The 22,287-nt window shown below is 66.1% G+C and carries 19 protein-coding genes and 1 tRNA gene; 11 read left to right on the forward strand and 9 right to left on the reverse strand.

Annotated elements, in window-relative coordinates; translation table 11 throughout:
• Window position 1 precedes the first annotated feature (1 nt).
• From RBB39_RS16550 to hemA, 6 genes are all read right to left on the reverse strand, one after another.
• Entirely contained in the window at window positions 2-937 is a 936-nt protein-coding gene (locus RBB39_RS16550; protein WP_231498652.1) for a LysR family transcriptional regulator, read from the reverse strand.
• Complete coding sequence (locus RBB39_RS16555) at window positions 934-1,707, reverse strand: molybdopterin-synthase adenylyltransferase MoeB (protein WP_253029230.1); 774 nt, start codon at window positions 1,705-1,707, stop codon at window positions 934-936. Before RBB39_RS16555 ends, RBB39_RS16550 begins: the two co-directional genes overlap by 4 nt.
• A 6-nt stretch (window positions 1,708-1,713) precedes the next feature.
• A complete protein-coding gene (locus RBB39_RS16560; protein ID WP_045995158.1) occupies window positions 1,714-2,214 on the reverse strand; it encodes an Lrp/AsnC ligand binding domain-containing protein in 501 nt (166 codons plus the stop codon).
• Between the two features lie 169 nt (window positions 2,215-2,383).
• Entirely contained in the window at window positions 2,384-3,262 is an 879-nt protein-coding gene (gene prmC / locus RBB39_RS16565; RefSeq protein WP_306169191.1) for a peptide chain release factor N(5)-glutamine methyltransferase, read from the reverse strand.
• Entirely contained in the window at window positions 3,262-4,353 is a 1,092-nt protein-coding gene (prfA, locus tag RBB39_RS16570) for a peptide chain release factor 1 (RefSeq protein WP_045995160.1), read from the reverse strand. The genes prmC and prfA overlap by 1 nt, the downstream gene beginning before the upstream one ends.
• Window positions 4,354-4,407: 54 nt before the next feature.
• Window positions 4,408-5,673 (reverse strand): glutamyl-tRNA reductase, encoded by a 1,266-nt coding sequence (gene hemA / locus RBB39_RS16575; RefSeq protein ID WP_045995161.1) that lies wholly within the window; start codon window positions 5,671-5,673, stop codon window positions 4,408-4,410.
• 168 nt (window positions 5,674-5,841) lie between these two features.
• On the opposite strand from hemA, the gene RBB39_RS16580 reads away from it, so the two are divergent.
• The 11 genes from RBB39_RS16580 to RBB39_RS16630 all read left to right on the forward strand — a co-directional run bounded on the left by RBB39_RS16580 (window position 5,842) and on the right by RBB39_RS16630 (window position 16,266).
• The gene (locus RBB39_RS16580) at window positions 5,842-7,611 is read left to right on the forward strand and encodes a tetratricopeptide repeat protein (RefSeq protein WP_045995162.1); all 1,770 of its coding nucleotides are present in this window, start codon (window positions 5,842-5,844) and stop codon (window positions 7,609-7,611) included.
• A gap of 40 nt (window positions 7,612-7,651) precedes the next feature.
• Window positions 7,652-8,266 (forward strand): lipoprotein insertase outer membrane protein LolB, encoded by a 615-nt coding sequence (gene lolB / locus RBB39_RS16585; RefSeq protein ID WP_306169192.1) that lies wholly within the window; start codon window positions 7,652-7,654, stop codon window positions 8,264-8,266.
• Window positions 8,267-8,493: 227 nt separating this feature from the next.
• Window positions 8,494-9,387 (forward strand): 4-(cytidine 5'-diphospho)-2-C-methyl-D-erythritol kinase, encoded by an 894-nt coding sequence (ispE, locus tag RBB39_RS16590; protein ID WP_306169193.1) that lies wholly within the window; start codon window positions 8,494-8,496, stop codon window positions 9,385-9,387.
• Window positions 9,388-9,401: 14 nt separating this feature from the next.
• A tRNA-Gln gene (locus RBB39_RS16595) sits at window positions 9,402-9,476 on the forward strand.
• Between the two features lie 72 nt (window positions 9,477-9,548).
• The gene (locus RBB39_RS16600) at window positions 9,549-10,490 is read left to right on the forward strand and encodes a ribose-phosphate pyrophosphokinase (protein ID WP_306169194.1); all 942 of its coding nucleotides are present in this window, start codon (window positions 9,549-9,551) and stop codon (window positions 10,488-10,490) included.
• Window positions 10,491-10,596: 106 nt separating this feature from the next.
• The gene (locus tag RBB39_RS16605; RefSeq protein ID WP_306169195.1) at window positions 10,597-11,301 is read left to right on the forward strand and encodes a 50S ribosomal protein L25/general stress protein Ctc; all 705 of its coding nucleotides are present in this window, start codon (window positions 10,597-10,599) and stop codon (window positions 11,299-11,301) included.
• Window positions 11,302-11,427: 126 nt separating this feature from the next.
• On the forward strand, window positions 11,428-12,012 hold the full coding sequence (pth, locus tag RBB39_RS16610; RefSeq protein WP_108132918.1) for an aminoacyl-tRNA hydrolase: 585 nt from the start codon (window positions 11,428-11,430) through the stop codon (window positions 12,010-12,012).
• Window positions 12,013-12,128: 116 nt separating this feature from the next.
• On the forward strand, window positions 12,129-13,220 hold the full coding sequence (gene ychF / locus RBB39_RS16615) for a redox-regulated ATPase YchF (RefSeq protein ID WP_306169196.1): 1,092 nt from the start codon (window positions 12,129-12,131) through the stop codon (window positions 13,218-13,220).
• 149 nt (window positions 13,221-13,369) lie between these two features.
• Entirely contained in the window at window positions 13,370-14,086 is a 717-nt protein-coding gene (locus tag RBB39_RS16620) for a DUF4336 domain-containing protein (protein ID WP_306169197.1), read from the forward strand.
• Between the two features lie 84 nt (window positions 14,087-14,170).
• On the forward strand, window positions 14,171-15,868 hold the full coding sequence (locus tag RBB39_RS16625) for an FMN-binding glutamate synthase family protein (RefSeq protein ID WP_253029375.1): 1,698 nt from the start codon (window positions 14,171-14,173) through the stop codon (window positions 15,866-15,868).
• On the forward strand, window positions 15,865-16,266 hold the full coding sequence (locus tag RBB39_RS16630) for an ectoine synthase (protein ID WP_045995170.1): 402 nt from the start codon (window positions 15,865-15,867) through the stop codon (window positions 16,264-16,266). Before RBB39_RS16625 ends, RBB39_RS16630 begins: the two co-directional genes overlap by 4 nt.
• A gap of 205 nt (window positions 16,267-16,471) precedes the next feature.
• Here the strand turns inward: RBB39_RS16630 and RBB39_RS16635 are convergent, their stop codons facing one another.
• From RBB39_RS16635 to imuA, 3 genes are read right to left on the reverse strand one after another with little or no spacing between them, the layout of a single operon-like run.
• On the reverse strand, window positions 16,472-19,714 hold the full coding sequence (locus RBB39_RS16635; protein WP_306169198.1) for an error-prone DNA polymerase: 3,243 nt from the start codon (window positions 19,712-19,714) through the stop codon (window positions 16,472-16,474).
• Complete coding sequence (locus tag RBB39_RS16640; protein WP_253029373.1) at window positions 19,698-21,128, reverse strand: DNA polymerase Y family protein; 1,431 nt, start codon at window positions 21,126-21,128, stop codon at window positions 19,698-19,700. Before RBB39_RS16640 ends, RBB39_RS16635 begins: the two co-directional genes overlap by 17 nt.
• A complete protein-coding gene (gene imuA / locus RBB39_RS16645; protein ID WP_253029372.1) occupies window positions 21,125-21,928 on the reverse strand; it encodes a translesion DNA synthesis-associated protein ImuA in 804 nt (267 codons plus the stop codon). Before imuA ends, RBB39_RS16640 begins: the two co-directional genes overlap by 4 nt.
• Window positions 21,929-22,287: the final 359 nt, after the last annotated feature.

A 22,287-nucleotide genomic window follows, 5' to 3' on the forward strand; every position in this document is an offset into this window, starting at 1 on the left:
ATCAGTCGCCAGATACACCCGCATCGCTCTTCCCCAGCGCCGCCAGAAAGGCTTCCAGCACCCGATGCGGGCGGCGGTCACGGCGGGTGATGGCGACGAAGGGCGTCTCGTAGGCGGCGCTCTCGGAACACAGCTCACGCAGTCGTCCCTGCGCGACCCAGAGATTGGCGTGGTGATCCGGCAGATAGCCGATGTAGGCCCCGGTCAGGATAAGAAAGGCCGCGCCTTCCCGGTCGGACGCGGTGGCGCTGGGCTTGAGCCCGACATGGCGCTCACGGCCGGCTTCCGACAGCGGATAGGACGGTACCACGGCGTCCCACTGCCCCAGCGCCTGCCACCCGCCCAGCGCCTCCAGCGCCGTCGATGGCTCGGCAAACAGCGGATGCCCCCGGCCACAGTAAAGCCCGGAGCGTTCGCTGTAGAGCGCCTGGCTATCGACGCTGGCAGGCAGGTTGACCGCCGGAACGACACCGACATGCAGGCGTCCGTCGAGCACCCCGCGGGCGATCTCGCCGGGAGGGTCCATGTGCATGTTGATGCGCACCTCTGGGCCCTGGGCCTTGAGGCTTGCCAGGGCATGGGTGATACGCATCTCGGGTGAGCTGACCAGGGTATCGGTGATGCCGATATTGAGTTCGCCGCGCAGGCTGTGGTGCAGCGCATTGACCTCGGTGCGAAAGGCTTCCAGTCCCGACAGCAGACGCCGGGCCCCTTCCAGCACCTCCCGTCCTTCCTCGGTCAGGGCGAAGCCGCCTCGCCCCCGCCGACAAAGCTTGAGCCCCAGGCGCTTTTCCAGGTCGCCCATATGCAGGCTGATAGCCGAACGACTGATGCCAAGCTCGTTCTCGGCGGCGGAAAATCCACCACACTCGGCCACCGCCTTGAACACCCGCAATAGACGAATATCGAAGTCGGTGACCGGGCTCTGCCGGCTCACGCGCTTCCTCCGCCGGACCGCCCCCGGTCTGCGCAGGCAGGACAGCGTGGATCGCGCCCCAGCCGATAGTGACGCCACTCGCCACTCAGGCCGTCGAAGGTGGCAAGCCCCCGGTGGGGCCTGCCGGCCCCGGACAACAGCTTGACCGCCTCCAGCGCCTGGAAGCAGCCGATCAGCCCCACCAGCGGCGAGATGACGCCACTCTCGGCGCAGGACAGGGCCTCGTCGCCCTGATCATCCGGCGGATACAGGCAGGCGTAGCAGGGACTCGTCTCGTCACGCGGGTCGAACACCGCAAACTGCCCGGAAAAGCGGATCGCAGCGCCGGAGACCAACGGCACCCCGGCGGCGACGCTGGCGGCATTGATGGCGTAGCGGCTGGAAAAGCGATCGGTGCAGTCGAGGATGACGTCCGCCTCCCGCGCCGCCTGGACCAGCCCCTCGGCGTCCAGATGGCGCTCGATGGCGCTGACCCGGCAGCCTGCATTGAGGGCGATGGCAGACTCGGCGGCCGACAGGGCCTTGTTGCGTCCCAGGTCCTGCTCCTGGTGGGCGATCTGGCGCTGCAGATTGGAGATCTCGACCATATCGGCGTCGGCGATGGTCAGCTGTCCGACTCCGGCGGCGGCCAGGTACAGCGCCACCGGCGAGCCCAGGCCACCGGCACCGACGATCAGTGCGCGCGAAGCAAGCAAGCGCTCCTGGCCGTCGATGTCCACTTGGGGAAGCATGATCTGGCGGCTGTAACGCAGCAGGTCCTGGTCATTCATGAAAACTCACTTGTCCTCGAACTCTTCGATATCCGGCACGTGCAGGGCAAAATCTTCCTTCACTTCTTCCATCACCACGTAGCTCTTGGATTCCTTGACCCCGGGCAGGGTCAGCACCACGTCGCCAAGTAGCTGACGATAGGCGGACATCTCGGGAATTCTGCACTTGAGAATATAGTCGAACTGCCCGGACACCAGGTGGCACTCCTGGATCTGCGGCAGCTTCGACACGGCTCGACGGAACTCGTCGAACACCGCCGGAGACTGGGTCTCCAGACTGATCTCGACGAACACCAGTAGATTGGCCTTGAGCATGCGCGGGTTGAGGATCGCCTTGTAGCCACGGATCACCCCGGATCGCTCGAGGCGCTTGACGCGTTCCAGACACGGCGTGGTGGACAAGCCCACCTGGGCGGCGAGATCCACATAGGACACCCGGGCGTTTTCCTGCAGGCAACGCAGAATCTTCAGATCGATACGGTCGAGGGAGCGGTTCTTGGTTTTCATTGTGGTCCTGAACGCTGGTCTGACGGCGAGGGGCACGCAAGGAAAGAATCGACCAAAAAGGCCTGGTCGCAAAGCATTTCACGACAATCTCTCGCGCCCAATCGCTTGGTGGCAAAACATTTTACTGATAATCAGTATCACATGCCCCCAACAGACTCCAGTCCCGGCTTCAACGTTGCATGCCCCACTGCCCCAGCGTCACCCGAGGGTGGCCCCCCAGGTCATGCACGCTGTCGCAGCGAACATAGCCCAGCGCTTCAAGATGCTCTCGCACCCGCTCAGCCTGCTCGTAGCCGTGTTCCATCAACAGCCAGCCGCCCGGCCGGAGGAAGCTCCGGGCGCGCTCGGCGATGGCAAACAGATCGGCCAGGCCATGGTCGGCGGCCACCAGCGCCGAGCTTGGCTCGAAGCGCACATCGCCCTGCCCCAGGTGAGGATCCTGCGGGTCGATATAGGGCGGGTTGGCCACGATCAGGTCGAAGCGCTCATCATCGAGCGCATCGAACCAGTCGCTCTGGCGAAATCGTACCGCCAGACCATGTCGCTCGGCGTTGCGCCGCGCCAGCGCCACCGCCTCAGGGGACAGATCGACGCCCTCGACCCGCCAGCCGGGGCGCTCGCTGGCAAACGCCAGGGCGATGGCGCCGGTGCCGGTGCCCAGGTCGAGCAAGGCGCCGGGCTGGGCGTCGCTCCTGGCGCCGGTCTTGGCATCGGTCTTGGTATCGGCCCGGGCCAGCGCGGCCTCCACCAGGGTCTCGGTATCGGGGCGGGGAATCAGGGTGCTGGGCGAGGTCGCCAGGGCCAGCCCCCAGAATTCGCGTTCACCGGTCAGGTAGGCCACCGGCATGCCCTGGGCACGCGCCGCCACCCAGGCCTCGAAGCGGGCCCGGGCCAGCGTCGCCATGGGCTTGTCGCCCCAGGTGTAGAGCCAGGTGCGATCGACCTTCATCGCCGCCATGGCCAGCACCTCGGCGTCGAGTCGCGGCGTCGGGCTGCCGGCGGCCTCGAGGCGGCGGGTCGCCCGGGCGATCAGCACATCACAGCGCATCAGCCGTCCTGTTGCAGAGCGGCTAGCTGCTCCGCCTGGTACTCGTGGATCAGCGGGTCGATGACCTCGTCGAGGCCGTCGCCGGTGACCACCTCGTTGAGCTTGTACAGGGTCAGGTTGATGCGGTGATCGGTGATCCGCCCCTGGGGGAAGTTGTAGGTACGTATGCGCTCGCTGCGATCGCCGGAGCCCACCAGCGAGCGACGGGCGTCGGCCTGTTCCTGGCGCTGGCTGTCCTGGGCCGACTGCTTGAGCCGCGCCGCCAGCAGCGACATCGCCTTGGCCCGGTTCTTGTGCTGACTGCGCTCCTCCTGACACTCCACCACCACACCGCTGGGCAGGTGGGTGATGCGGATTGCCGAGTCGGTGGTGTTGACGTGCTGACCGCCGGCGCCGCTGGAGCGAAAGGTGTCCACCCGCAGGTCGGCCGGGTTGATGTCGATGTCACTGACCTCGTCGGCCTCGGGCATCACCGCCACGGTGCAGGCCGAGGTATGGATGCGGCCCTGGGATTCGGTGGCGGGAACCCGCTGAACGCGATGGGCACCGGACTCGAACTTGAGCCGGGCGTAGACGCCCTCGCCCTTCACCCGAGAGATGATCTCCTTGTAGCCGCCCTGCTCGCCGTGGCTGGCACTGACCACCTCGACCTTCCAGCCATGGTTCTCGGCGTAGCGCGAGTACATGCGAAACAGGTCGCCGGCGAACAGCGCCGCTTCGTCACCGCCGGTTCCCGCGCGCACCTCGAGAAAGACGTTACGCCCATCATCGGGATCCTTGGGCACCAGCAGACGCTTGAGTTCGGCCTCCAGCTCCTCGAGCTTGGCCACGCCCTCCTCGCGCTCCATCTGGGCAAGCTCGCGCATGTCGGCGTCGGCGTCCTCGGCCATCTGCTCTGCGGTGGCCACGTCTTCCTCGACGCCACGATAGCGGCGCCAGGCGTCGACCAGCGACTCGAGCTCGGCGTATTCGCGGGAGTAGTCGCGAAAACGTGGCTGATCGCTGATCACGTCGGGCTCCGACAACAGGGCAGAGAGTTCCTCGAAGCGGTCGACGAAGGCATCGAGGCGCTCACGCAGAGAAGCTTTCATCGGCAAATCCTTGAAATCATGTAAGAAGGCGCATTGCGGTCAAGCCAGGCCCGGCTAGTTCCGGGACTCGGGCTCGCCCAGCAGCAGTTCGACGGCAGCCTCGAGCAGGTCCTGGCGCTCATCGGCGGCGGCACCCCGCAGGGCCAGGGTGGGCTGATGCATCAGGCGATTGGTCAACTGGTGGGCCAGGCGACGCACCACGGCCTCGGGATCCTCGCCCTTAGCCAGGCGCTCCAGCGCCTGGGTCTGGGCCTCGTCACGCAGCCGTTCACCCTTGGCACGCACGTCGCGGATCACCTCGCCGGCCCCGCGCACCCGGCGTTCCTTGTGCCAGTGGGCCACGCCGTGCTCGATCAGCGCCTCGGCCTGGTCCGCCGCCACCTGGCGGTGACGTCGGTTTTCCTCGATGACCTCGTGCAGGTCATCGACGGTATAAAGGAAGATGTCGCTGAGCTCGCCGACCTCTGGCTCGATGTCACGCGGCACGGCGATATCGACCATGAACACCGGACGGTGGCGGCGACGCTTGAGCGCCCGCTCGACCATGCCCTTGCCAAGAATCGGCAAGGGCGCCGCGGTGGACGAAATGACGATGTCGGCCTTTTCCAGGGCGACGGGGATCTCGTCGAGGCTGATGGCCTGGCCGCCCAGGCTGCCGGCCAGGGCACTGGCCCGCTCGCGGGTGCGGTTGGCCACCGTCAACTGGTGCACCCCGGCTTCATGCAGGTGGCGCGCCACCAGCTCGATGGTCTCGCCGGCACCGATCAACAGCGCCCTGGCGCGCGAGAAATCGTCGAAGATTCGACTGGCCAGACTGACCGCCGCGTAGGCCACGGAGACAGGGTTCTCGCCGATGGCGGTCTCGGTGCGCACCTGCTTGGCCACCGCGAAGGTATGCTGGAAGAGCCGCTCCAGCTCCCCGCCGAGCCCGCTGGCGTCCCTGGCCGCCTGGTAGGCATCCTTGAGCTGGCCCAGGATCTGGGGTTCGCCCAGCACCATGGAATCGAGACCCACGGCGACGCGCATCAGATGGCGCGCGGCGTCGCCTTCCAGATAGTGGTAGGCGCAGTGCAGCAGGTCCTCGCGGGGCAATGCATGAAACCGACTCAACCAGTCGAGCACCTCGCTCTCCCCGCTCGACTCGGTCACGCAATAAAGCTCGGTGCGATTGCAGGTCGACAGCACCGCAGCCTCATGCACACTCGGCAGCGCGCGCAGCTCGGAGAGCGCCCGGGTGAGTTGCGAGGGGCCAAAGGCCACCTTTTCGCGCACCTCGACGGCCGCGGTTCGATGGTTGATGCCAAGGGCAAGCAGGGTCATGCGTTCGACGTCTTCATCAGATGATGTCCGGAGCGGCCAACCAGGCCGCTCCTGCAAGGCGCATATCCTACCATAGGCAGCTCTGACCTCGCTCCCCCGGGCATTGACCTTTGCCAAGACTCCCCAAGCCGTTATGCTGAGAATTCTCATGGAGAAGATGACGCCTCAATGCCCCCGAACGCGCGCCACGGAAAGCTGACCTGCACTCTGGCCACCCTGTCACTGACGGCGTGGCTCGCCGGCTGTCAGAGCTTTTCCTACAGCCCAGGCAGCGCGTCACAGGCTGACCCCATGGCCGGTGCTCCACCGATCACCCGTGGACTCGATGCCGACGGCCTGTCGACGCTGCTGATTGCCGAAATGGCCGGTCAGCGGGGCGACTATCGACGCGCCACCGAAGGCTACCTCAAGGCAGCCGAGCGCTATCACTCCGCCGCCCTGGTCGAGCGCGCGACCCTGGCTTCACGCTTCACCGATGACACCGCCCTGATCGAACGCGCCGCGCGCCGCTGGCAGGAGCTGGCGCCCGAAGCGCCGGTGGCCGCCCAGATCCTGGGCAACCTCGCCGGTGGACGCGGCAACTGGGACGAAGCCCTGAAACAGCGGCTGATCGCGGCCGATGACGACACCGACATCACTCGCTTCGTCGATACCGCCCTGTCCAGCGGCGGCGATCCGGCGGCGCTCGCCGGCACCCTCGAACAGGCGCTCGACGAGCCCACACTCCCCGAGTCGAGGCAAGACGACCTGCGCCTGGCGCTTGCCCTGACCGACTCGGCCCAGGGGGATAATGAGGGCGCCCAGCGACGAATTGCCGCACTGGGAAACAACAGTCGCGACAACCCCCAACGGATTCTCGCCGAATCACGCATCGCCCTGGACGCCGGCAAGTACCACCAGGCCCGCCTGGCGGCCAAACGCGGCCTCAACCTCTCTCCCGGCGACCCCCGCTTTCTGTTGTTGATGGCGCGGGCCGACATTCGCCTGGGCAACCTGGTGTCGGCCGAGAGCAGCACCGACACCCTGCTCGAGACCCGTGGCGACAACCCCCTCTTGCGGGTCGGCCTGGCCCAGCTCTATCTGGAAGAAGGCCACCACGACCCGGCGCGCCGGCTGCTGCTGCCGCTGGTCGATGATCCCCAGGCACCCAGCGCCCTCTATCTATTGCTTGGCAGCATCGCCGAGCAGGAAGACGAGGTCGACAACGCCCTGCTCTACTATCGCCGGGTACCGCCGGGCCCTGACTTCCTGCTGTCGCGACAGCGCGCGGCCAGCATGCTGATCGAGGCCGACCGGCTGCTGGACGCCCGGGCCTTTCTGCGGGTCGAGCGGCTGCGTCACGACGATGCCTATACCGGCCTGGTCATCACCGAAGTGCAACTGCTCGACCAGCAAGGTCTCGAGCCCGAGGCCGAAGCGCTGCTCAACCGCGAGCTGGCGCGCAGCCCCGAGGATGGCGACCTGCGCTACTTCCGCGCCATGCGTGCCTGGAGCGAAGGCGACCTGGACACCTCCGAACAGGATCTGCGCACCCTGGTCGAACAGCAGCCGGACAACGCCGTTGCGCTCAATGCCCTCGGCTACACCCTGGCCGATGCCGGCGACCCCGATGATCTTGACGAGGCCAGGCGACTGATCCAGCGGGCCTACGAACTCTCGCCGGACAACCCCGCCATCCTCGACAGCCTGGGCTGGGTCGCCTACCGTGAGGGCAAACCGGAGGTTGCGCTACCCTGGATCGAGCGCGCCTGGCGCGAGATCGCCGATCAGGAGGTCGCCGCCCACCTGATCGAGGTGCTGTGGGACCTGGGCCAGAAGCAGCGCGCACGCGAGCTGTTGCAAGAAGCCCAGCAACGCTTCCCCGAGCGCCCGCTGATCGTCGATCTCCTCGATCGGCGCCCCGAAATCAGGCCTGAGCCAACGGCAACAGCGCCTTGACCGCCCCGACACCACGACCACTACCCGCAAGGACCCCGCGATGATGTCTTGTTTTCGCCTGACCGCCGCCGCCCTGGGGCTCGGCCTGCTGGCCGGCTGCGCCACCTCCCAGAGCGTCACCGAGCCGCGCCAGGAGCGCCAGGCCGGTGACTGGGAAGCCCAGACCGAACAGGTGGAAGCCTTCACCTCCTGGAACCTGACCGGAAAGGTGGGCCTGCGCACTCCGCAGGAATCCACCAGCGCCAACCTCGACTGGCGCCAGACCCCCTACCACTATCGCCTGCTGGTCACCGGCCCCATGGGCGCCGGCCGCAGTACCCTGGAAGGACGCGACGGTCGCGTCTCGCTGACCACCAGCGAGGGACGCTTCGAGGCCGACAGCCCCGAAGCCCTGATGGAACAGCGCATGGGCTGGTCGCTACCGGTCTCGAGCCTCACCGACTGGGTGCGCGGCCTGCCCGCCGACGACAGTGACTTCGAGATGACCGACGACGAACTCGGCTTCCCCGCTTCACTTGAACAGGACGGCTGGGAGATCGACTACCGCGGCTGGAAGGATGTGAACGGCACCTGGCTACCCAACCGGCTGGTCATGACCTATGACGACCTGCGCGCCACCCTGGTGGTGAACCAGTGGCAGCCACTGGAACAGTAGTCGCGCCGGCTCCCGCCCCAGATGGCGGGAGCCTGTCTCCCGGGTAAAATGAAGCACCATCGCCCTCTGCCTCCTGTGGACGTGCTCCTTGCAGCAAGCTCCCTATAGAGAGAAGCAAAGAGAGCCGTCATCGATCCCGGTCGCCGATGGCAGGCGCCGCCCCCAGCCACCGATCGCCATCACTTCGGTCAGCCGATCCCTGGACAGCACCCTTTATAGACTCCCCCATGCCCGACACCTCTTTCTCTTCCGATGCCAGCGCGCAGCCGACCCTGACGTTGCCGGCGCCGGCCAAGCTCAATCGCATGCTGCATATCGTCGGCCGTCGCGACGACGGCTACCACGAGCTGCAGACGCTGTTCCAGTTCCTCGACCACGGTGACGATATCCACCTGCGCCTGCGCCAGGACGGTGAGATAACCCTGACCGACCGTCTCGAGGGCGTACCCCGCGAGGCCAACCTGCTATGGCGGGCCGCCGATCTGCTCAAGCGCGAGACCGGCTGCGCGCTCGGTGCCGATCTAGGCGTCACCAAGCGCCTGCCCATGGGTGGTGGTCTGGGCGGTGGCAGCAGCGACGCCGCCAGCGTACTGGTCGGGCTGAATCATCTGTGGGGCCTGGGACTGACGACCCGGCGTCTGGCCGAACTGGGCCTGTCGCTGGGCGCCGATGTGCCGGTATTCGTCCACGGCCAGGCCGCCTGGGCGGAAGGCGTCGGCGAACGCCTTGTCGCGGTGGCACTCGACACCCCCTGGTTCGTGGTCGTGCACCCGGGTGTGGCGGTCTCCACCCCTGCCGTGTTCACTGCGCCGGAATTGACACGGGACACCCCCGCCATTACCATGGCGCGCGCACTCAAGGGGGGAGCGTCAAGCTGGCGCAACGATTGCGAGGACACCGTCAGGCAAGCCTATGCTGAGGTGGCTCGTGCCCTGGACTGGCTCAACGCCCGGGCGCCGTCAATATTGACGGGTACCGGCGCGTGCGTTTTTGCCCGTCTGGAGTCGGAGGCCGAGGCCGTCCAGTTGCTGGACGAGATCCGATGCCAACAGCCGACCTGGCACGCCTTCAAGGCCCTGGGCCTGAATCGATCGCCTCTCCTCGACGCCCTGCCCGCGTGAGGCAGGACGTATGCTGGGGTATAGCCAAGCGGTAAGGCAGCGGTTTTTGGTATCGCCATGCGGAGGTTCGAATCCTCCTACCCCAGCCAACTTCCTTCTGAGTCCTGGACTCACTCCCCCAGGCTCACACTGAAGACCCAACACAGCAAAGGTGGCTGCGCGTGTCAAAATTGATGGTTTTCGCCGGGAATGCCAACCCCGAACTCGCCCGTAAGGTCGCCGAGAGCCTGGACAGCCGACTGGGTAATGCCACGGTCGGCCAGTTCAGCGATGGCGAGGTCGCGGTCGAGATCAACGAGAACGTGCGCGGCAAGGATGTCTTTATCCTGCAGTCCACCTGTGCACCGACCAACGACAACCTGATGGAACTGATCCTGATGGTTGACGCCCTGCGCCGGGCCTCGGCCACCCGTATCACTGCGGTGGTGCCCTACTTCGGCTACGCCCGCCAGGATCGCCGCGTGCGCTCCGCCCGGGTGCCGATCTCGGCCAAGATCGTGGCCGACATGATGGTCAAGGCCGGCGTCGACCGGGTCATGACCATGGACCTGCACGCCGACCAGATCCAGGGCTTCTTCGACGTGCCCGTGGACAACGTCTACGGCTCGCCGATCCTGCTCGACGACATCGAGCGTCAGAACTACGACGACCTGGTCGTGGTCTCTCCCGATGTCGGCGGCGTGGTCCGCGCCCGAGCCATCGCCAAGCAGCTCAACGCTGACCTGGCGATCATCGACAAGCGTCGTCCCCAGGCCAACCAGGCCCAGGTGATGCACATCATCGGTGATATCCAGGACCGCACCTGCGTGGTGGTGGACGACATGATCGATACCGCCGGCACCCTGTGCAAGGCGGGCGAAGCGCTCAAGGAACACGGCGCCAAGCGCGTGGTCGCCTACGCCACCCACCCGATCCTGTCGGGCCCAGCGGTGGACAACATTGCCGAGTCGGTGCTGGACGAAGTGGTGGTGGCCGACACCATCCCGCTGTCCGACACCGCGCGTCGCAGCGGCCGTATCCGCCAGCTCAGCGTGGCCGGCCTGATCGCCGAAGCGATCCGCCGCGTCAGCAACGAGGAATCCGTCAGCGCGATGTTCCACTAAGCGACGTATCGCGCGGGAAACGCGCCCCGACAACCGGGGCATCTGGAACCACCGAGGTCTGGTCGCGGGCTCGGTGGCTTCCTTACTTTAGCCAAGAGGCAATTTCATGTCTGATTACAAACTTACCGCCAATGTTCGTAACGACCTGGGGAAAGGTGCGAGCCGCCGCCTGCGTCGTGCGAACCAGCAAGTCCCCGCCATCATCTACGGTGGTGAAAAGACGCCGCAGCCGATCGCCGTCGACAAGACTGCGTTCTACAAGGCGCTGGAAGACGAAGCCTTCTTCTCTTCCGTCATCAACCTTGAGGTTGACGGCAAGTCTCAGCAGGTCGTGGTGCGTGACCTTCAGCGCCACCCGTACAAGCCGCTGGTGACCCACGCCGACTTCCTGCGCATCGATGCGACTCACGAGATCACCATGCGCGTTCCGCTGCACGTGGTCGGTCAGGACGAGTCCAAGGCGATCAAGGAGCAGGACGGTGAACTGCACCAGCTGGCCAACGAAGTCGAGATCAGCTGCCTGCCGAAGGACCTGCCCGACTACCTCGAGATCGACATCACCGAGGTCGAGATCGGCAGCACCCTGCACCTGTCCGACCTCAAGGTTCCGGCTGGCGTGACCATCGTCGAGCTGAGCCACGGTGAAGAGCACGACCAGGCCATCGTCAACGTGACCAAGGCCAAGGTCATGCAGTCCGAGGAAGAAATCGCCGAGGAAGAAGCCGCCGCCGCCGAGGCCAGCGAAGAAGCTGCCGCCGAGGAAGCGAAGGACGAAGCCAAGGACGAAGACGAAGAAGGCGACAAGGAGTAATCCTTTTCTGCCGGATTCAGGGGCCACTGCGGTGGCCCTTTTCGTTTCCGAGGGCTTTGCCCATGGCCTCGTCGCCAAGGCCCTGAGCAAAGCGCTTGCCCCGCACCGCTGACCGGAGAGACCACCATGACAAGGATCAAGGCGCTGATCGGCCTTGCCAACCCTGGCACCCAGTACGAGGCGACGCGTCACAACGCCGGCGCCTGGCTGGTGGAGGAAGTCGCGCGTCAGTCCAGCGCCGAGCTGCGCCCGGAGAAGAAGTTTCTCGGCCTCTACGCCAAGGCCTTTGTCGAAGGCAGCGACCTGCACCTGCTGGTGCCGACCACCTACATGAACCGCTCCGGTGCCTCGGTGGCGGCGCTGGCCAACTTCTTCAAGCTGGCCCCCGACGAGATGCTCATCGCCCACGACGAGCTCGACCTGCCCCCCGGCAGCGCGCGCTACAAGCAGGGCGGCGGCCACGGCGGCCACAATGGCCTGCGCGACATCATCAGCGCCCTGGGCAACGACAAGTCCTTCCATCGTGCGCGCATCGGCATCGGTCATCCCGGCAGCGCCAAGCTGGTCACCAACTACGTGCTGGGCCGTCCCGGCAAGACCGAGCGCGAGGCCATCGACGGCGCCCTGATCGAGTGCCTGGCGACATTGCCCCAGGCGCTATCCGGCGACTGGGCCAAGGCCATGAACCGCCTGCACAGCCACTCTGCCTGACCCGGCGGGCGCCAACAGGGGCAGCAGGTGGTTGCACCGCCCGGGCTGTCCCCGCCTGGCCCGACGTCATACACTGTGCGCCGACTTCTTTCACTTCACGCCTTCAGGAACCACCCATGGGATTCAACTGCGGCATCGTTGGTCTGCCCAACGTCGGCAAGTCCACCCTCTTCAACGCCCTGACCAAGTCCGGCATCGATGCAGAGAACTTCCCGTTCTGCACCATCGAGCCCAATGTCGGCATCGTCCCCATGCCGGACCCGCGCCTCGACAAGCTCGCCGAGATCGTCAAGCCGCAGAAGGTGGTGCCCACCACCATGGAATTCGTCGATATCGCCGGCCTGGTCGCCGGTGCCTCCAAGGGTGAAGGTCTCGGCAACCAGTTCCTCGCCAATATCCGCGAGACCCAGGCCATCGCCCACGTGGTGCGCTGCTTCGACAACGATAACGTCATCCACGTGGCCAACCAGGTCGACCCGGCGGCGGATATCGAGACCATCAACCTGGAGCTGGCCCTGGCTGACCTCGACACCGTAGAGAAGGCCATCCAGCGCCTGGTTCGCGTGGTCAAGGGCGGCGACAAGGACGCCATTGCCACCAAGGCGGTGCTCGACAAGATCCAGCCGCACCTGGCCGAAGGCCAGCCGCTGCGCAGCTTCGATCTGAGCGATGACGAGAAGAAGCAGATCAAGAGCTTCGGTTTCCTTACCCTGAAGCCGACCATGTACATCGCCAACGTCAACGAGGACGGCTTCGACAACAACCCCTACCTCGACGTGGTCAAGGGCATCGCCGAGGCCGAGGGCGCCGTGGTGGTTCCCGTGTGCAACCAGCTGGAAGCCGAGATCGCCGAACTCGATGACGAGGAACGCGAGATGTTCCTGGCCGAGATGGGCATGGAAGAGCCCGGCCTCGACCGAGTGATCCGCGCCGGCTACGCCCTGCTGGGTCTGCAGACCTACTTCACCGCAGGGGTCAAGGAAGTGCGTGCCTGGACCGTCAAGGTCGGCGCCACAGCCCCGGAAGGCGCCGGTGTCATCCACACCGACTTCCAGAAGGGCTTCATCCGCGCCGAAGTGGTGGCCTATGACGACTTCGTCAGCCTGAACGGCGAGCAGGGTGCCAAGGACGCCGGCAAGTGGCGCCTGGAAGGCAAGGACTACGTGCTCAAGGACGGCGACGTGGTGCACTTCCGCTTCAACGTCTGACGCTCACCGCAGCGTCCCACGTAACATCACGTTTCCTGTGTCAACACCGAGGCATGCCTCGGTGTTGTCGTTTACATGCCAGTCACATGCAGCAACTCTATCGCAAAGAGGTTATATTCGAGAGATGTCATCAAGCGCAGGAAAAAAGCGTGACACTCTCGAATGATTCTCCACCGCTCCAGGCAACGGCGCCTGAGCTATGGATAGCGGATGGGCCCGTCATCAGAGGCAAGCTGCTGCCCTATCCGACACGCATGGTGGTGGTACGCCTGAGCAGCGACCGGCTGTGGGTCCACAGCCCCGTCCCGCTGACCGAGCCACTGCGTGACGCCCTCGACGAGCTGGGCCAGGTACACTTCCTGATCGCTCCCAACCATTGTCACCACCTGTTCATGCGCGAATGGCAGATGGCCTACCCGATGGCTCGCAGTTTCGGCACCCGGGAAGTCATCGCCAAGCGCGGCGACCTGGTGTTCGAAAGCACCCTGGATGGCACCCCCAACCGCTTCTGGGGTGACGATATCGACCAGTGCCTGTTCACCGGCTCATCGCGCATGCAGGAAGCGGTGTTCCTGCATCGTTCCAGCCGCAGCCTGATCGTGGCCGATCTTATCGGCAATCTCCCCCCTGCTTCCCTGACGCCCTTGCAGCGTCGACTGGCCAGGCTCTCGGGCATCCTGGCGCCGGATGGCAGGATGCCGCTGGAGTGGCGACTGAGCTTCCTCGGCCGACGCTACCTGGCGAGCGAACATCTGCGCACCCTGCTCTCCTGGCGGCCCGCTCGAATCATCATGGCCCACGGCGAGATCATCGAGCATGACGCCAGCGACTTTCTCGCCCGCGCTTTTCGCTGGTTGAAGGAGTAAGAGCCAGGCATGGCGCTGTTTGCATACAGTGCATAATGTTTGTATAACATTGAGGCAGGTTCTGAACGCAAAGGATCTGCGCTCATGCTTGGTTCACCTCGGCTACTGCTGATCGGTTATCTGTTGGCAGTAGGCCTGCTCGGCATCTTTTGGCTACCGACGTCCCCGCAACAGCTTTGGTGGTGGCTACCACTGGCGGCGCTGGGGGTGGTCGGCGTGCTGGACCTTCGCTCCAGCCACAACGTGCTGCGCAACTACCCCATCGTCGGCCATCTGCGCTACATGATGGAATTTCTGCGTCCGGAACTGCGCCAGTACTTCTTCGAATCGGAGACCAGCGGCCGGCCGTTCAATCGCGAACAGCGCCAGATCATCGGCGCCCGGGCCGAGGGACGCAGCGACACCGCCCCCTTCGGCACCCGCCAGGACGTGCTACGCCAGGGGCGTCGCCAGATTGCCCACGCCATGATCCCCACTCGCGTCGACCCGCAGCAAGCCTGGGTGACGATCGGTGGCCCCCAGTGCCACCGCCCCTACCGCTCTTCACGGCTCAATATCTCGGCCATGAGCTTTGGCGCCCTGTCAGGACGGGCCATCACCGCCCTCAACCTGGGGGCCAGGCGCGGCGGCTTTGCTCAGGACACCGGCGAGGGCGCCATCAGTCCTTATCACCGGAGGCACGGCGGTGACCTGATCTGGCAGATCGCCAGCGGCTACTTTGGCTGCCGCGACCAGGCCGGGCGCTTCAACCCGGAAGCGTTCAGCGCCAAGGCCCGCGAGGATCAGGTCAAGATGATCGAGATCAAGCTGTCCCAGGGCGCCAAGCCGGGGCACGGCGGCATGCTCCCCGGCTCCAAGGTCGACCAGGAGATCGCCGAGACACGCCAGGTCCCGGTGGGGGAAGACTGCTATTCACCGGCGGCCCACCCGGAATTTTCCACCCCGCTGGAACTGATGCAGTTCATCCAGCGCCTGCGCGATCTGAGCGGCGGCAAGCCGGTGGGCATCAAGCTGTGCCTGGGCCACACCCGGGACATGCTGGCGATGTGCAAGGCCATGCTGGCAAGCGGCATCCAGCCGGACTTCATCACCGTGGACGGCGCCGAGGGCGGCACCGGCGCGGGACCGGCGGAGTACGCCGACCATGTGGGCCGCTATATCGATGAGGCGCTGCCGATCGTCGACGCCTGCCTCAAGGGGATCGGCAAGCGCGACGAAATCAGCGTGATCGCCAGCGGCAAGGTGGCGCTTGCCATCGACATGGTCGAGAAGTTCGCGCTTGGCGCCGACGTCTGCAACGCCGCGCGTCCGTTCATGTTTACCCTGGGTTGCATCCAGGCCCAGCGTTGCCACACCAACACCTGCCCCACCGGGGTGGCGACCCAGGATCCGGCCCGCAGTCGCTCCATCGATGTCGACAGCAAGGCCGACAACGTCCAGCGCTTCCATCGGGCCACCCTGGACGCCTGCCTCGACATGATCGGCACCATGGGCCTGGCAGGCCCTGGCGAGCTGCGCCCTGAGCACCTGCTCGAGGGCCCGGCCACCGCCACCCGGGTATGGCAAGTCGACAGCCTGGAGGTCGGCGCCTTGATCGACCACCAGAAAGCGCAACAACTCCCCGACTGCTGGCGAGACGACTGGCATGAAGCCAGTCCCCACCACTTCTTGCGTGGACCGGGAGGCTCGCACCAGGAAAGCCACCACAGGACGGCCCCCGGCCCCCATCGAGACGGCGGCGAAGGAGACCGCCATCATCCGCCAAAGGAGGTGCAACGATGATCGTACGTAGTCACAAGGATGCGGAGAAGTCAGCCGTAGAGGACGACAAGTGGATCAGCCGGCGCTACACCCTGCGCAAGGACGGCATGGGGCATTCGGTCCACGAGACCTACATCAAGCCCGGCCAGGAACTCCACATGTGGTACAAGAACCACACCGAGACGGTCCTGTGCATCGAAGGCGAGGGCCAGATCGAGGACCTGACCGAGGGCGGCAAGTGGGATCTCAAGCCCGGTGTGCTCTACGCCCTCGACAAGCACCAGCAGCATATCCTGTCGAGCGAAAAGGGCATGACCGTGATCTGTACCTTCTCGCCGGCCTTGGTCGGTCCCGAGACCCACGATGAACAGGGCTCCTATCCCCTGCTCGACGACGACGGCAGCGTGCTCAAGCGCTGAGCCATGGCCCGACACCGGGGCGGCACCAAGCACAGGACGGCTCAGCAAGCAGACGGAAAGACCTAGGCGCTGTCCGAAAAGTCGACGAGCGAAGGTTAGACAAGGCAAAAATCGGTGAGAAAGCGCAGTTTACGGGGTGTAAATGAGCATTTTGATCCGATTTTTAACGCCGTATTACCGAGCGCAGGCACTTTTCAGACAAGCCCTAGCGGAAATCCCGCGAGGGCACGCCGAGTTCGGCCCATAAGCCGCTCAAGTCCTCGAGCCGTCCGGCGATCACATGGATCACGCTGCCCTCGCGCTCCAGATGGCCGGTGACCTTCAACAGCCGGGCGTTCAACAGCGCCTGGCGCTGGGCCTTGGCGGTGTCCTTCCACACCACCACGTTGACGTTGCCGGTCTCGTCTTCCAGGGTCACGAAGGTGACCCCGGAGGCGGTGCCTGGGCGCTGGCGGGTGGTCACCAGCCCCGCCACCTGGACCAGATGGCCGTGGTCCAGCTCGGCAAGCTCACAGGCCTTGAGGCAACGCGCCAGTCCTTGCCGCCCCATGGCGGCCTGCTCGCGCAGCAACGCCATGGGATGGCGGGCAAGGCTCAGCCCCAGATGGCGAAAGTCCTCCTCGAGGTCGGCCTGCTCGCTGGGGGGCGCCAGCTCTGGGGTGGTGTCGTCGAGGATATCGGTCTCGCCCAGCGCCAGCGCCGGATCCGGCGCCAGCAGATTCCAGCGTGCCTGGTAGCGATGGCCGCCGAGGCTCGACAGCGCCCCGGCCGCCGCCAGCGCTTCCCACTCGCGGGCCGACATCGGCGCGCGACGCCTGGCCTCGGCGACGCTGGCATAGCCGTTGGCCGGACGCCTCGCCAGCAGGCTGTCGATGGCACCACGCCCCAGCCCCTTGACCAGGCGAAAGCCCAGACGCAGGGCGCCGTCCGGCTCCAGGGTGGCGTCCCAGTGGCTGGCATTGAGATCCACCGGACGCACCTCGACGCCGTGGCGGCGGGCATCCTGCACCAGCTGTGAGGGACTATAGAAGTCCATCGGCTGGCTATTGAGCAGGCCACAGCAGAAGGCCGCGGGGTGGTGACACTTGAGCCAGGCCGAGACGTACACCAGGTGGGCGAAGCTGGCCGCGTGGGACTCGGGGAAGCCGTACTGGCCAAAGCCCTCGATCTGGCGACAGATGGCGTTGGCAAACTCATCGCTGTAGCCCCTGGCACGCAGCCCGGCGGTCAGCCGCTGCTGGTGTTCGGCGATGGTGCCGGCCCGCCGCCAGGCCGCCATGGCCCGCCGCAACTGGTCGGCCTCGCCACCGGAATAGCCCGCCGCCACCATGGCCAGCTTGATCACCTGCTCCTGGAAGATCGGCACCCCCAGGGTCCGCTCGAGCACGCCCCTGACCTCGTCGCTGGGATAGCTGACCTCCTCGATGCCGTCGCGACGCCGCAGGTAGGGATGCACCATGTCACCCTGGATCGGCCCCGGACGAACGATGGCGATCTCGATCACCAGGTCGTAGTAGTTGCGTGGCTTCAAGCGCGGCAGCATGTTCATCTGGGCACGGCTCTCCACCTGGAAGACGCCGACGCTGTCCCCGCGACTGAGCATGGCGTACACCTCGGGATCATCCCGGGGCACCCGGGACATGGCCATGGCCTGATGCTCGCCCTTGCTCTCGCCATCGTCGTCGATCTCGCCCGTGCTCTCGTAGCAGCGCCTGTCGTCGTCCCTGTGTTCACCTCCGTCAGACAGCAGCGCCAGGGTCTTGCGAATGGCGGTCAACATGCCCAGCGCCAGCACGTCGACCTTGAGCAGCCCCAGGCTCTCCAGGTCATCCTTGTTCCACTGGATCAGGGTGCGCCCTTCCATCGCGGCGTTCTCCACCGGCACCAGCTCGTGCAGCGGCCCGCGCGAGATCACGAAGCCCCCCACGTGCTGTGACAGGTGTCGGGGAAAGCCCAATAGCTGCTCCACCAGCTCGACCAGATGGCGCAGCAGTTCCGGGACGGCGGTGGAGGCGCCCTCTTCACCTCCCGCGCCTACCGTCTCCCCCACCGTCTGCTTGAGCGCCTCGAGCCAGGCACACTCGCCCTCGCGTCGATCCAGCCGACTGGCGAGCCAGGCCAGATAGCCCGGTTGCAGCCCCAGCGCCCGCCCCACGTCCTTCAGTGCACTTCTGGGGCGGTAGCTGATCACGGTGGCGGCAAGCCCGGCCCGCTCGCGGCCGTAGCGCCGATAGATGTACTGGATCACCTCCTCGCGGCGCTCGTGCTCGAAGTCCACGTCGATATCCGGCGGCTCGTCGCGCTCCTCGGAAATAAAGCGTTCGAACAGCAGCTGCACCTGACGCGGGTCCACCTCGGTGATGAACAGGCAGTAACAGACCACCGAATTGGCCGCCGAGCCACGCCCCTGACACAGGATGCCCTGGCTTCGGGCGAAGGCAACGATGTCCTCGATGGTCAGAAAGAACGGCTCGTAGGCCATCCTGGCGATCAGCTCAAGCTCGCGGGCGATCTGCTCGGCGATATCCGAAGGCGTACCCTCCGGGAAGCGTAGCCGCTCGCCCTGGCGCACCTTGTGCGCCAGCCAGGACGACGGCGTATGGCCGTCGGGGACCAGTTCCTCGGGGTACTCGTAGCGCAGCTCACCGGGGTCGAAGCGACAGCGCTCGGCGATACGCAGGCTTTGTTCGAGCAGCGCAGGCGCGAAACACTGCGCCAGCCGCGACAGGGGGCGCAGGCAGCGCTCGGCGTTGGGCTCGAGCAGAAAACCGGCGCGCTGCACGCTGGTGCGATGCCGAAGTGCGGTCAGCACGTCCTGCAATCGCTTGCGGCTCGGCTGGTGCATCAGGACACCACCGCTGGCGACCAGCGGCAGGCCTGCGGCACTGGCCAGCCTCATCCGCCTTGTCAATCGCTCCTCCTCGTTTGCCAGAAAGTGGCGCTGGACCATCACCCAGCAGCGCCCGTCGAAGCGTTGCTTCAGCCAGGCAATTCTCTCCCGAGTCCGGGCGTCGTCGTTGCCCGGCAGGTACAGCAGCAGACAGTCCTCGAGCGCCTCCAGGTCCTCCCAGTCGAGACGATAGCTGCCCTTGGGCGCACGGCGACGGCCCAGGGTGATCAGCCGGCACAGGCTGGCGTAGCCGCTGCGGTTCTCGGCCAGCACGACCACGACCTCGTCGGCCAGGCGAAACTCGGCACCGACGATCAGCGCGATCCGGTGGTCTCGGGCAGCCTCCCAGGCGCGCACGATGCCGGCCACCGAGCACTCGTCGGTGATCGCCAGGGCGTTATAGCCAAGCTCGTCGGCGCGGGCGACCAGCTCATGGGGGTGAGACGCGCCCTTGAGAAAGGTGAAGTTGGACAGGCAATGTAGCTCAGCGTAGCCAGGGCCCGGGGCGACTTCGGCAGCGTCAGGTGGCTCGCCGACACGCTCAACCGAACCAGCCATGCAACCACCATTGCGACTCGGCGTCGCGAAAGACCCAGCCGTGGCGACCGTCCGGCCAGCAGGCCACGTGATAGTCACGCCGCGCAGGGGCGTCATCCCACCAGCCGCTGGCCAGTCGCTCGGGCCCGGCGGCCCAGACCAGACGCTCGAGGGTCGCCGGCATCAGCGGCTCGGGGTGTTCCAGCAGCCAGGCCGGATGGTTGGCGTTCTGGGTTTCAGACGGGGGCCTGCGGGCGGTCCCCGGCTGCACTACCAAGCGGGAGGCCCGTTCGGGGCGATGATCCTCCAGCGCCATGGGCTGCAACACGGCGCCATCACCGAGACGAGAACGCAACCGGCTGAACAGTGCCTCGGGGGTGTCTCTGGGCGGCGCCGCCTGAAACAGGTCCGTTGCCACCTCTTGCAGGCTAGCAACCTCGCTGACCTCCAGGCGCAGGCGCAACACCGGTGCTTCGAGTACCACTGATTCCAGGCGCAACCGGCACAGATCGAGCCAGGCCTCCGCCGCCTGCTCGCCCCCGGCGTGCCCCACGCTCAGGTGCTGAGCCCCCTCCCGGTGATACAGGGTCAAGGTCAACGACAATGCCTTGACGCAACGCACCTTGAGAAAGCCCTCGAGCTCCGCCAGCAGGCGCCGCAGGGGAAACACGATGCCGGCGGCCAGCTCGATCTCATGGACCAGCTCCCGCTCACGATCGAAGCGAGGCGGCGGCGCGAATACCGGCGGGGGATCGGCGACCTCGCCGGTCAAGCGCTGAAGGTAGCGCCGCAGGTCTGTCCCCAGGCGCGAGGCCAGCGAGGCTGGCGGCAGCACAAGCAGGTCGTTGAGGTGCGTAAACCCGAGTCCCTTGAGGCGCGACTGCTGGCGTGCGGACAGCCCCAGCCGGTCGAGGCGAAGCCTGCCGAGCCTGGCCATATGCTCCGCCTCGCCCTGGCCGCAATAGCCCCCCGTCCGGGCCAGCAGGCAGGCGGCCAGCGGGGTATGCCCGGTGGCGCTGGACACCTCAAGCTCCAGGGTCGCCAATTCTTCGTGCAAGCGCCGCCACAGTCCCTCGAGTCCACCGAAGTAGTCGAGCATCGAGGCGATCTCCATCACCACCCCCCAGGACGCGGCGTTCTCCCCCGTCGGCTCGAGACTGACCCGGGCGCTGAAGCGGGCACACCACAGCGCCAGCCCTTCGAGACGACGTCGGCTGACATCTGAGTCCGGCGTCAACAGCCGGAGTCCTGGCTCCAGACACAGTGCGGCATTGATCGTCATGCCCGGCCGCACACCGGCCTGCCAGGCCCTGGCCGAGGCCAGCGCGATACGCTCCCCGTCCTCGCACAGCAACGCGAGGGGTCCGTCATCGCCGGCGCTCAGCACCTCCAGCCCAAGCTGCGGACAGTGAAGGCATAGCCACAGCCCCTTCATGATCGCCCCGCCCCCTTGCGCTCGGAGACGAGCAACACGGGGCGGGATCGACGTTCCCCACTGGGGGCGCACGGTAGCGAGGTCGGCCACGGGCACGGGGGCGACAGCCTAGAGTCGGCCAGGGTGATATCGATGGCCCTGGCAGGCATGGCCCCCTTGCGCTTGAAGGCATGGACCTTGATGCGGCTCGACAAGGGCGCCGTCTCTTCACCGCTGCTCTGATCAGGAGCCGACAACCGCAGTCGCCAGGGGGCCACTGACCCTTGCCTGGCGAAGTCGGCCGGTCGAATCAGCGCGCCATGGCCGCCTCCTGCCGCCACGGCGAGCTGCAGCCGCCGCAGCCATTGCCCCTGCACCGCGGCGAACCAGCCCAGCACCAGATCGCAGCAGCCGCTCTTCAATGCCTGCTCCATGGCCCACAGCCGCTGCCTGGGATGGCGGGTACGCACGATGACCAGATGCGACAGATCCAGGCCCGCCGCCGCCAGGGCCGCCGCATGAGGCTGCCAGGGTGGGTCGAACCACACCACCCGCTCGCAGTTGCGCATCAGCGGAAGCAACAGACGAACCTCACCGCAACCCGCTCGATCCAGCAGCAGTTCCAGCAGCTCTCCCCGGGGCCAGCCACCGCCGAGCACCTCGTCCAGGGCCTCGACCCCGGTGGATATCCCGCGCCTCGTGTCGCCCTCCGGCTGATCACGGTGCCACTGTCGCCGCGCCCGCCAGACGCTGCCTCGCTGCATCAAGCGCGAGAGGTCATCACTTGCGTTGTCACGGGCCTGGTTGTCTGCTGCCTTCATCGCTTCTCTCCCGCTCCTCTCCCGCTCCGCTCTTGGTCTGCTCAACTGGCCTGCTCTGATGGCGTTCGCTGCTGCCGTTCTCTGCTGGCGTTCTCTGCTGAGCTGCGCCCCTGGCTCGCTAGATACTCCAGCCCGGCTCAGATTTCTAACCCAGATTTCTGGTCCGGGTTTCAGGTCCAGGTTTCAGGTCCACGCCCTGGCCTTAGCGGGCGGACGCCAATATACCGAATACTGTTATTTTATACAGTACTTGTCCAATGCCAAGTCGGCAATGCTGCGCCAGGGCAATCTGACGATGGGTCAGGAAAGCGGCACATCCGCTCACACCAGCACAGAAGCGCCACGGGGGCACCTCAGGG

Source organism: Halomonas sp. MMSF_3323, assembly GCF_030733595.1.
GTDB classification, from domain to species: domain Bacteria; phylum Pseudomonadota; class Gammaproteobacteria; order Pseudomonadales; family Halomonadaceae; genus Halomonas; species Halomonas litopenaei.

Excerpts from the sequence above, each read along its gene's own strand:
- hemA (WP_045995161.1), bottom strand. The coding sequence starts at position 5,673 with ATGACCCTGCTTGCCCTTGGCATCAACCATCGAACCGCGGCCGTCGAG.
- ychF (WP_306169196.1), top strand. The coding sequence starts at position 12,129 with ATGGGATTCAACTGCGGCATCGTTGGTCTGCCCAACGTCGGCAAGTCC.
- RBB39_RS16630 (WP_045995170.1), top strand. The coding sequence starts at position 15,865 with ATGATCGTACGTAGTCACAAGGATGCGGAGAAGTCAGCCGTAGAGGAC.
- RBB39_RS16625 (WP_253029375.1), top strand. The coding sequence starts at position 14,171 with ATGCTTGGTTCACCTCGGCTACTGCTGATCGGTTATCTGTTGGCAGTA.
- RBB39_RS16640 (WP_253029373.1), bottom strand. The coding sequence starts at position 21,128 with ATGAAGGGGCTGTGGCTATGCCTTCACTGTCCGCAGCTTGGGCTGGAG.
- RBB39_RS16635 (WP_306169198.1), bottom strand. The coding sequence starts at position 19,714 with ATGGCTGGTTCGGTTGAGCGTGTCGGCGAGCCACCTGACGCTGCCGAA.
- pth (WP_108132918.1), top strand. The coding sequence starts at position 11,428 with ATGACAAGGATCAAGGCGCTGATCGGCCTTGCCAACCCTGGCACCCAG.
- prmC (WP_306169191.1), bottom strand. The coding sequence starts at position 3,262 with ATGCGCTGTGATGTGCTGATCGCCCGGGCGACCCGCCGCCTCGAGGCC.
- imuA (WP_253029372.1), bottom strand. The coding sequence starts at position 21,928 with ATGAAGGCAGCAGACAACCAGGCCCGTGACAACGCAAGTGATGACCTC.
- RBB39_RS16605 (WP_306169195.1), top strand. The coding sequence starts at position 10,597 with ATGTCTGATTACAAACTTACCGCCAATGTTCGTAACGACCTGGGGAAA.
- ispE (WP_306169193.1), top strand. The coding sequence starts at position 8,494 with ATGCCCGACACCTCTTTCTCTTCCGATGCCAGCGCGCAGCCGACCCTG.
- RBB39_RS16555 (WP_253029230.1), bottom strand. The coding sequence starts at position 1,707 with ATGAATGACCAGGACCTGCTGCGTTACAGCCGCCAGATCATGCTTCCC.
- RBB39_RS16580 (WP_045995162.1), top strand. The coding sequence starts at position 5,842 with ATGCCCCCGAACGCGCGCCACGGAAAGCTGACCTGCACTCTGGCCACC.
- lolB (WP_306169192.1), top strand. The coding sequence starts at position 7,652 with ATGATGTCTTGTTTTCGCCTGACCGCCGCCGCCCTGGGGCTCGGCCTG.
- prfA (WP_045995160.1), bottom strand. The coding sequence starts at position 4,353 with ATGAAAGCTTCTCTGCGTGAGCGCCTCGATGCCTTCGTCGACCGCTTC.
- RBB39_RS16560 (WP_045995158.1), bottom strand. The coding sequence starts at position 2,214 with ATGAAAACCAAGAACCGCTCCCTCGACCGTATCGATCTGAAGATTCTG.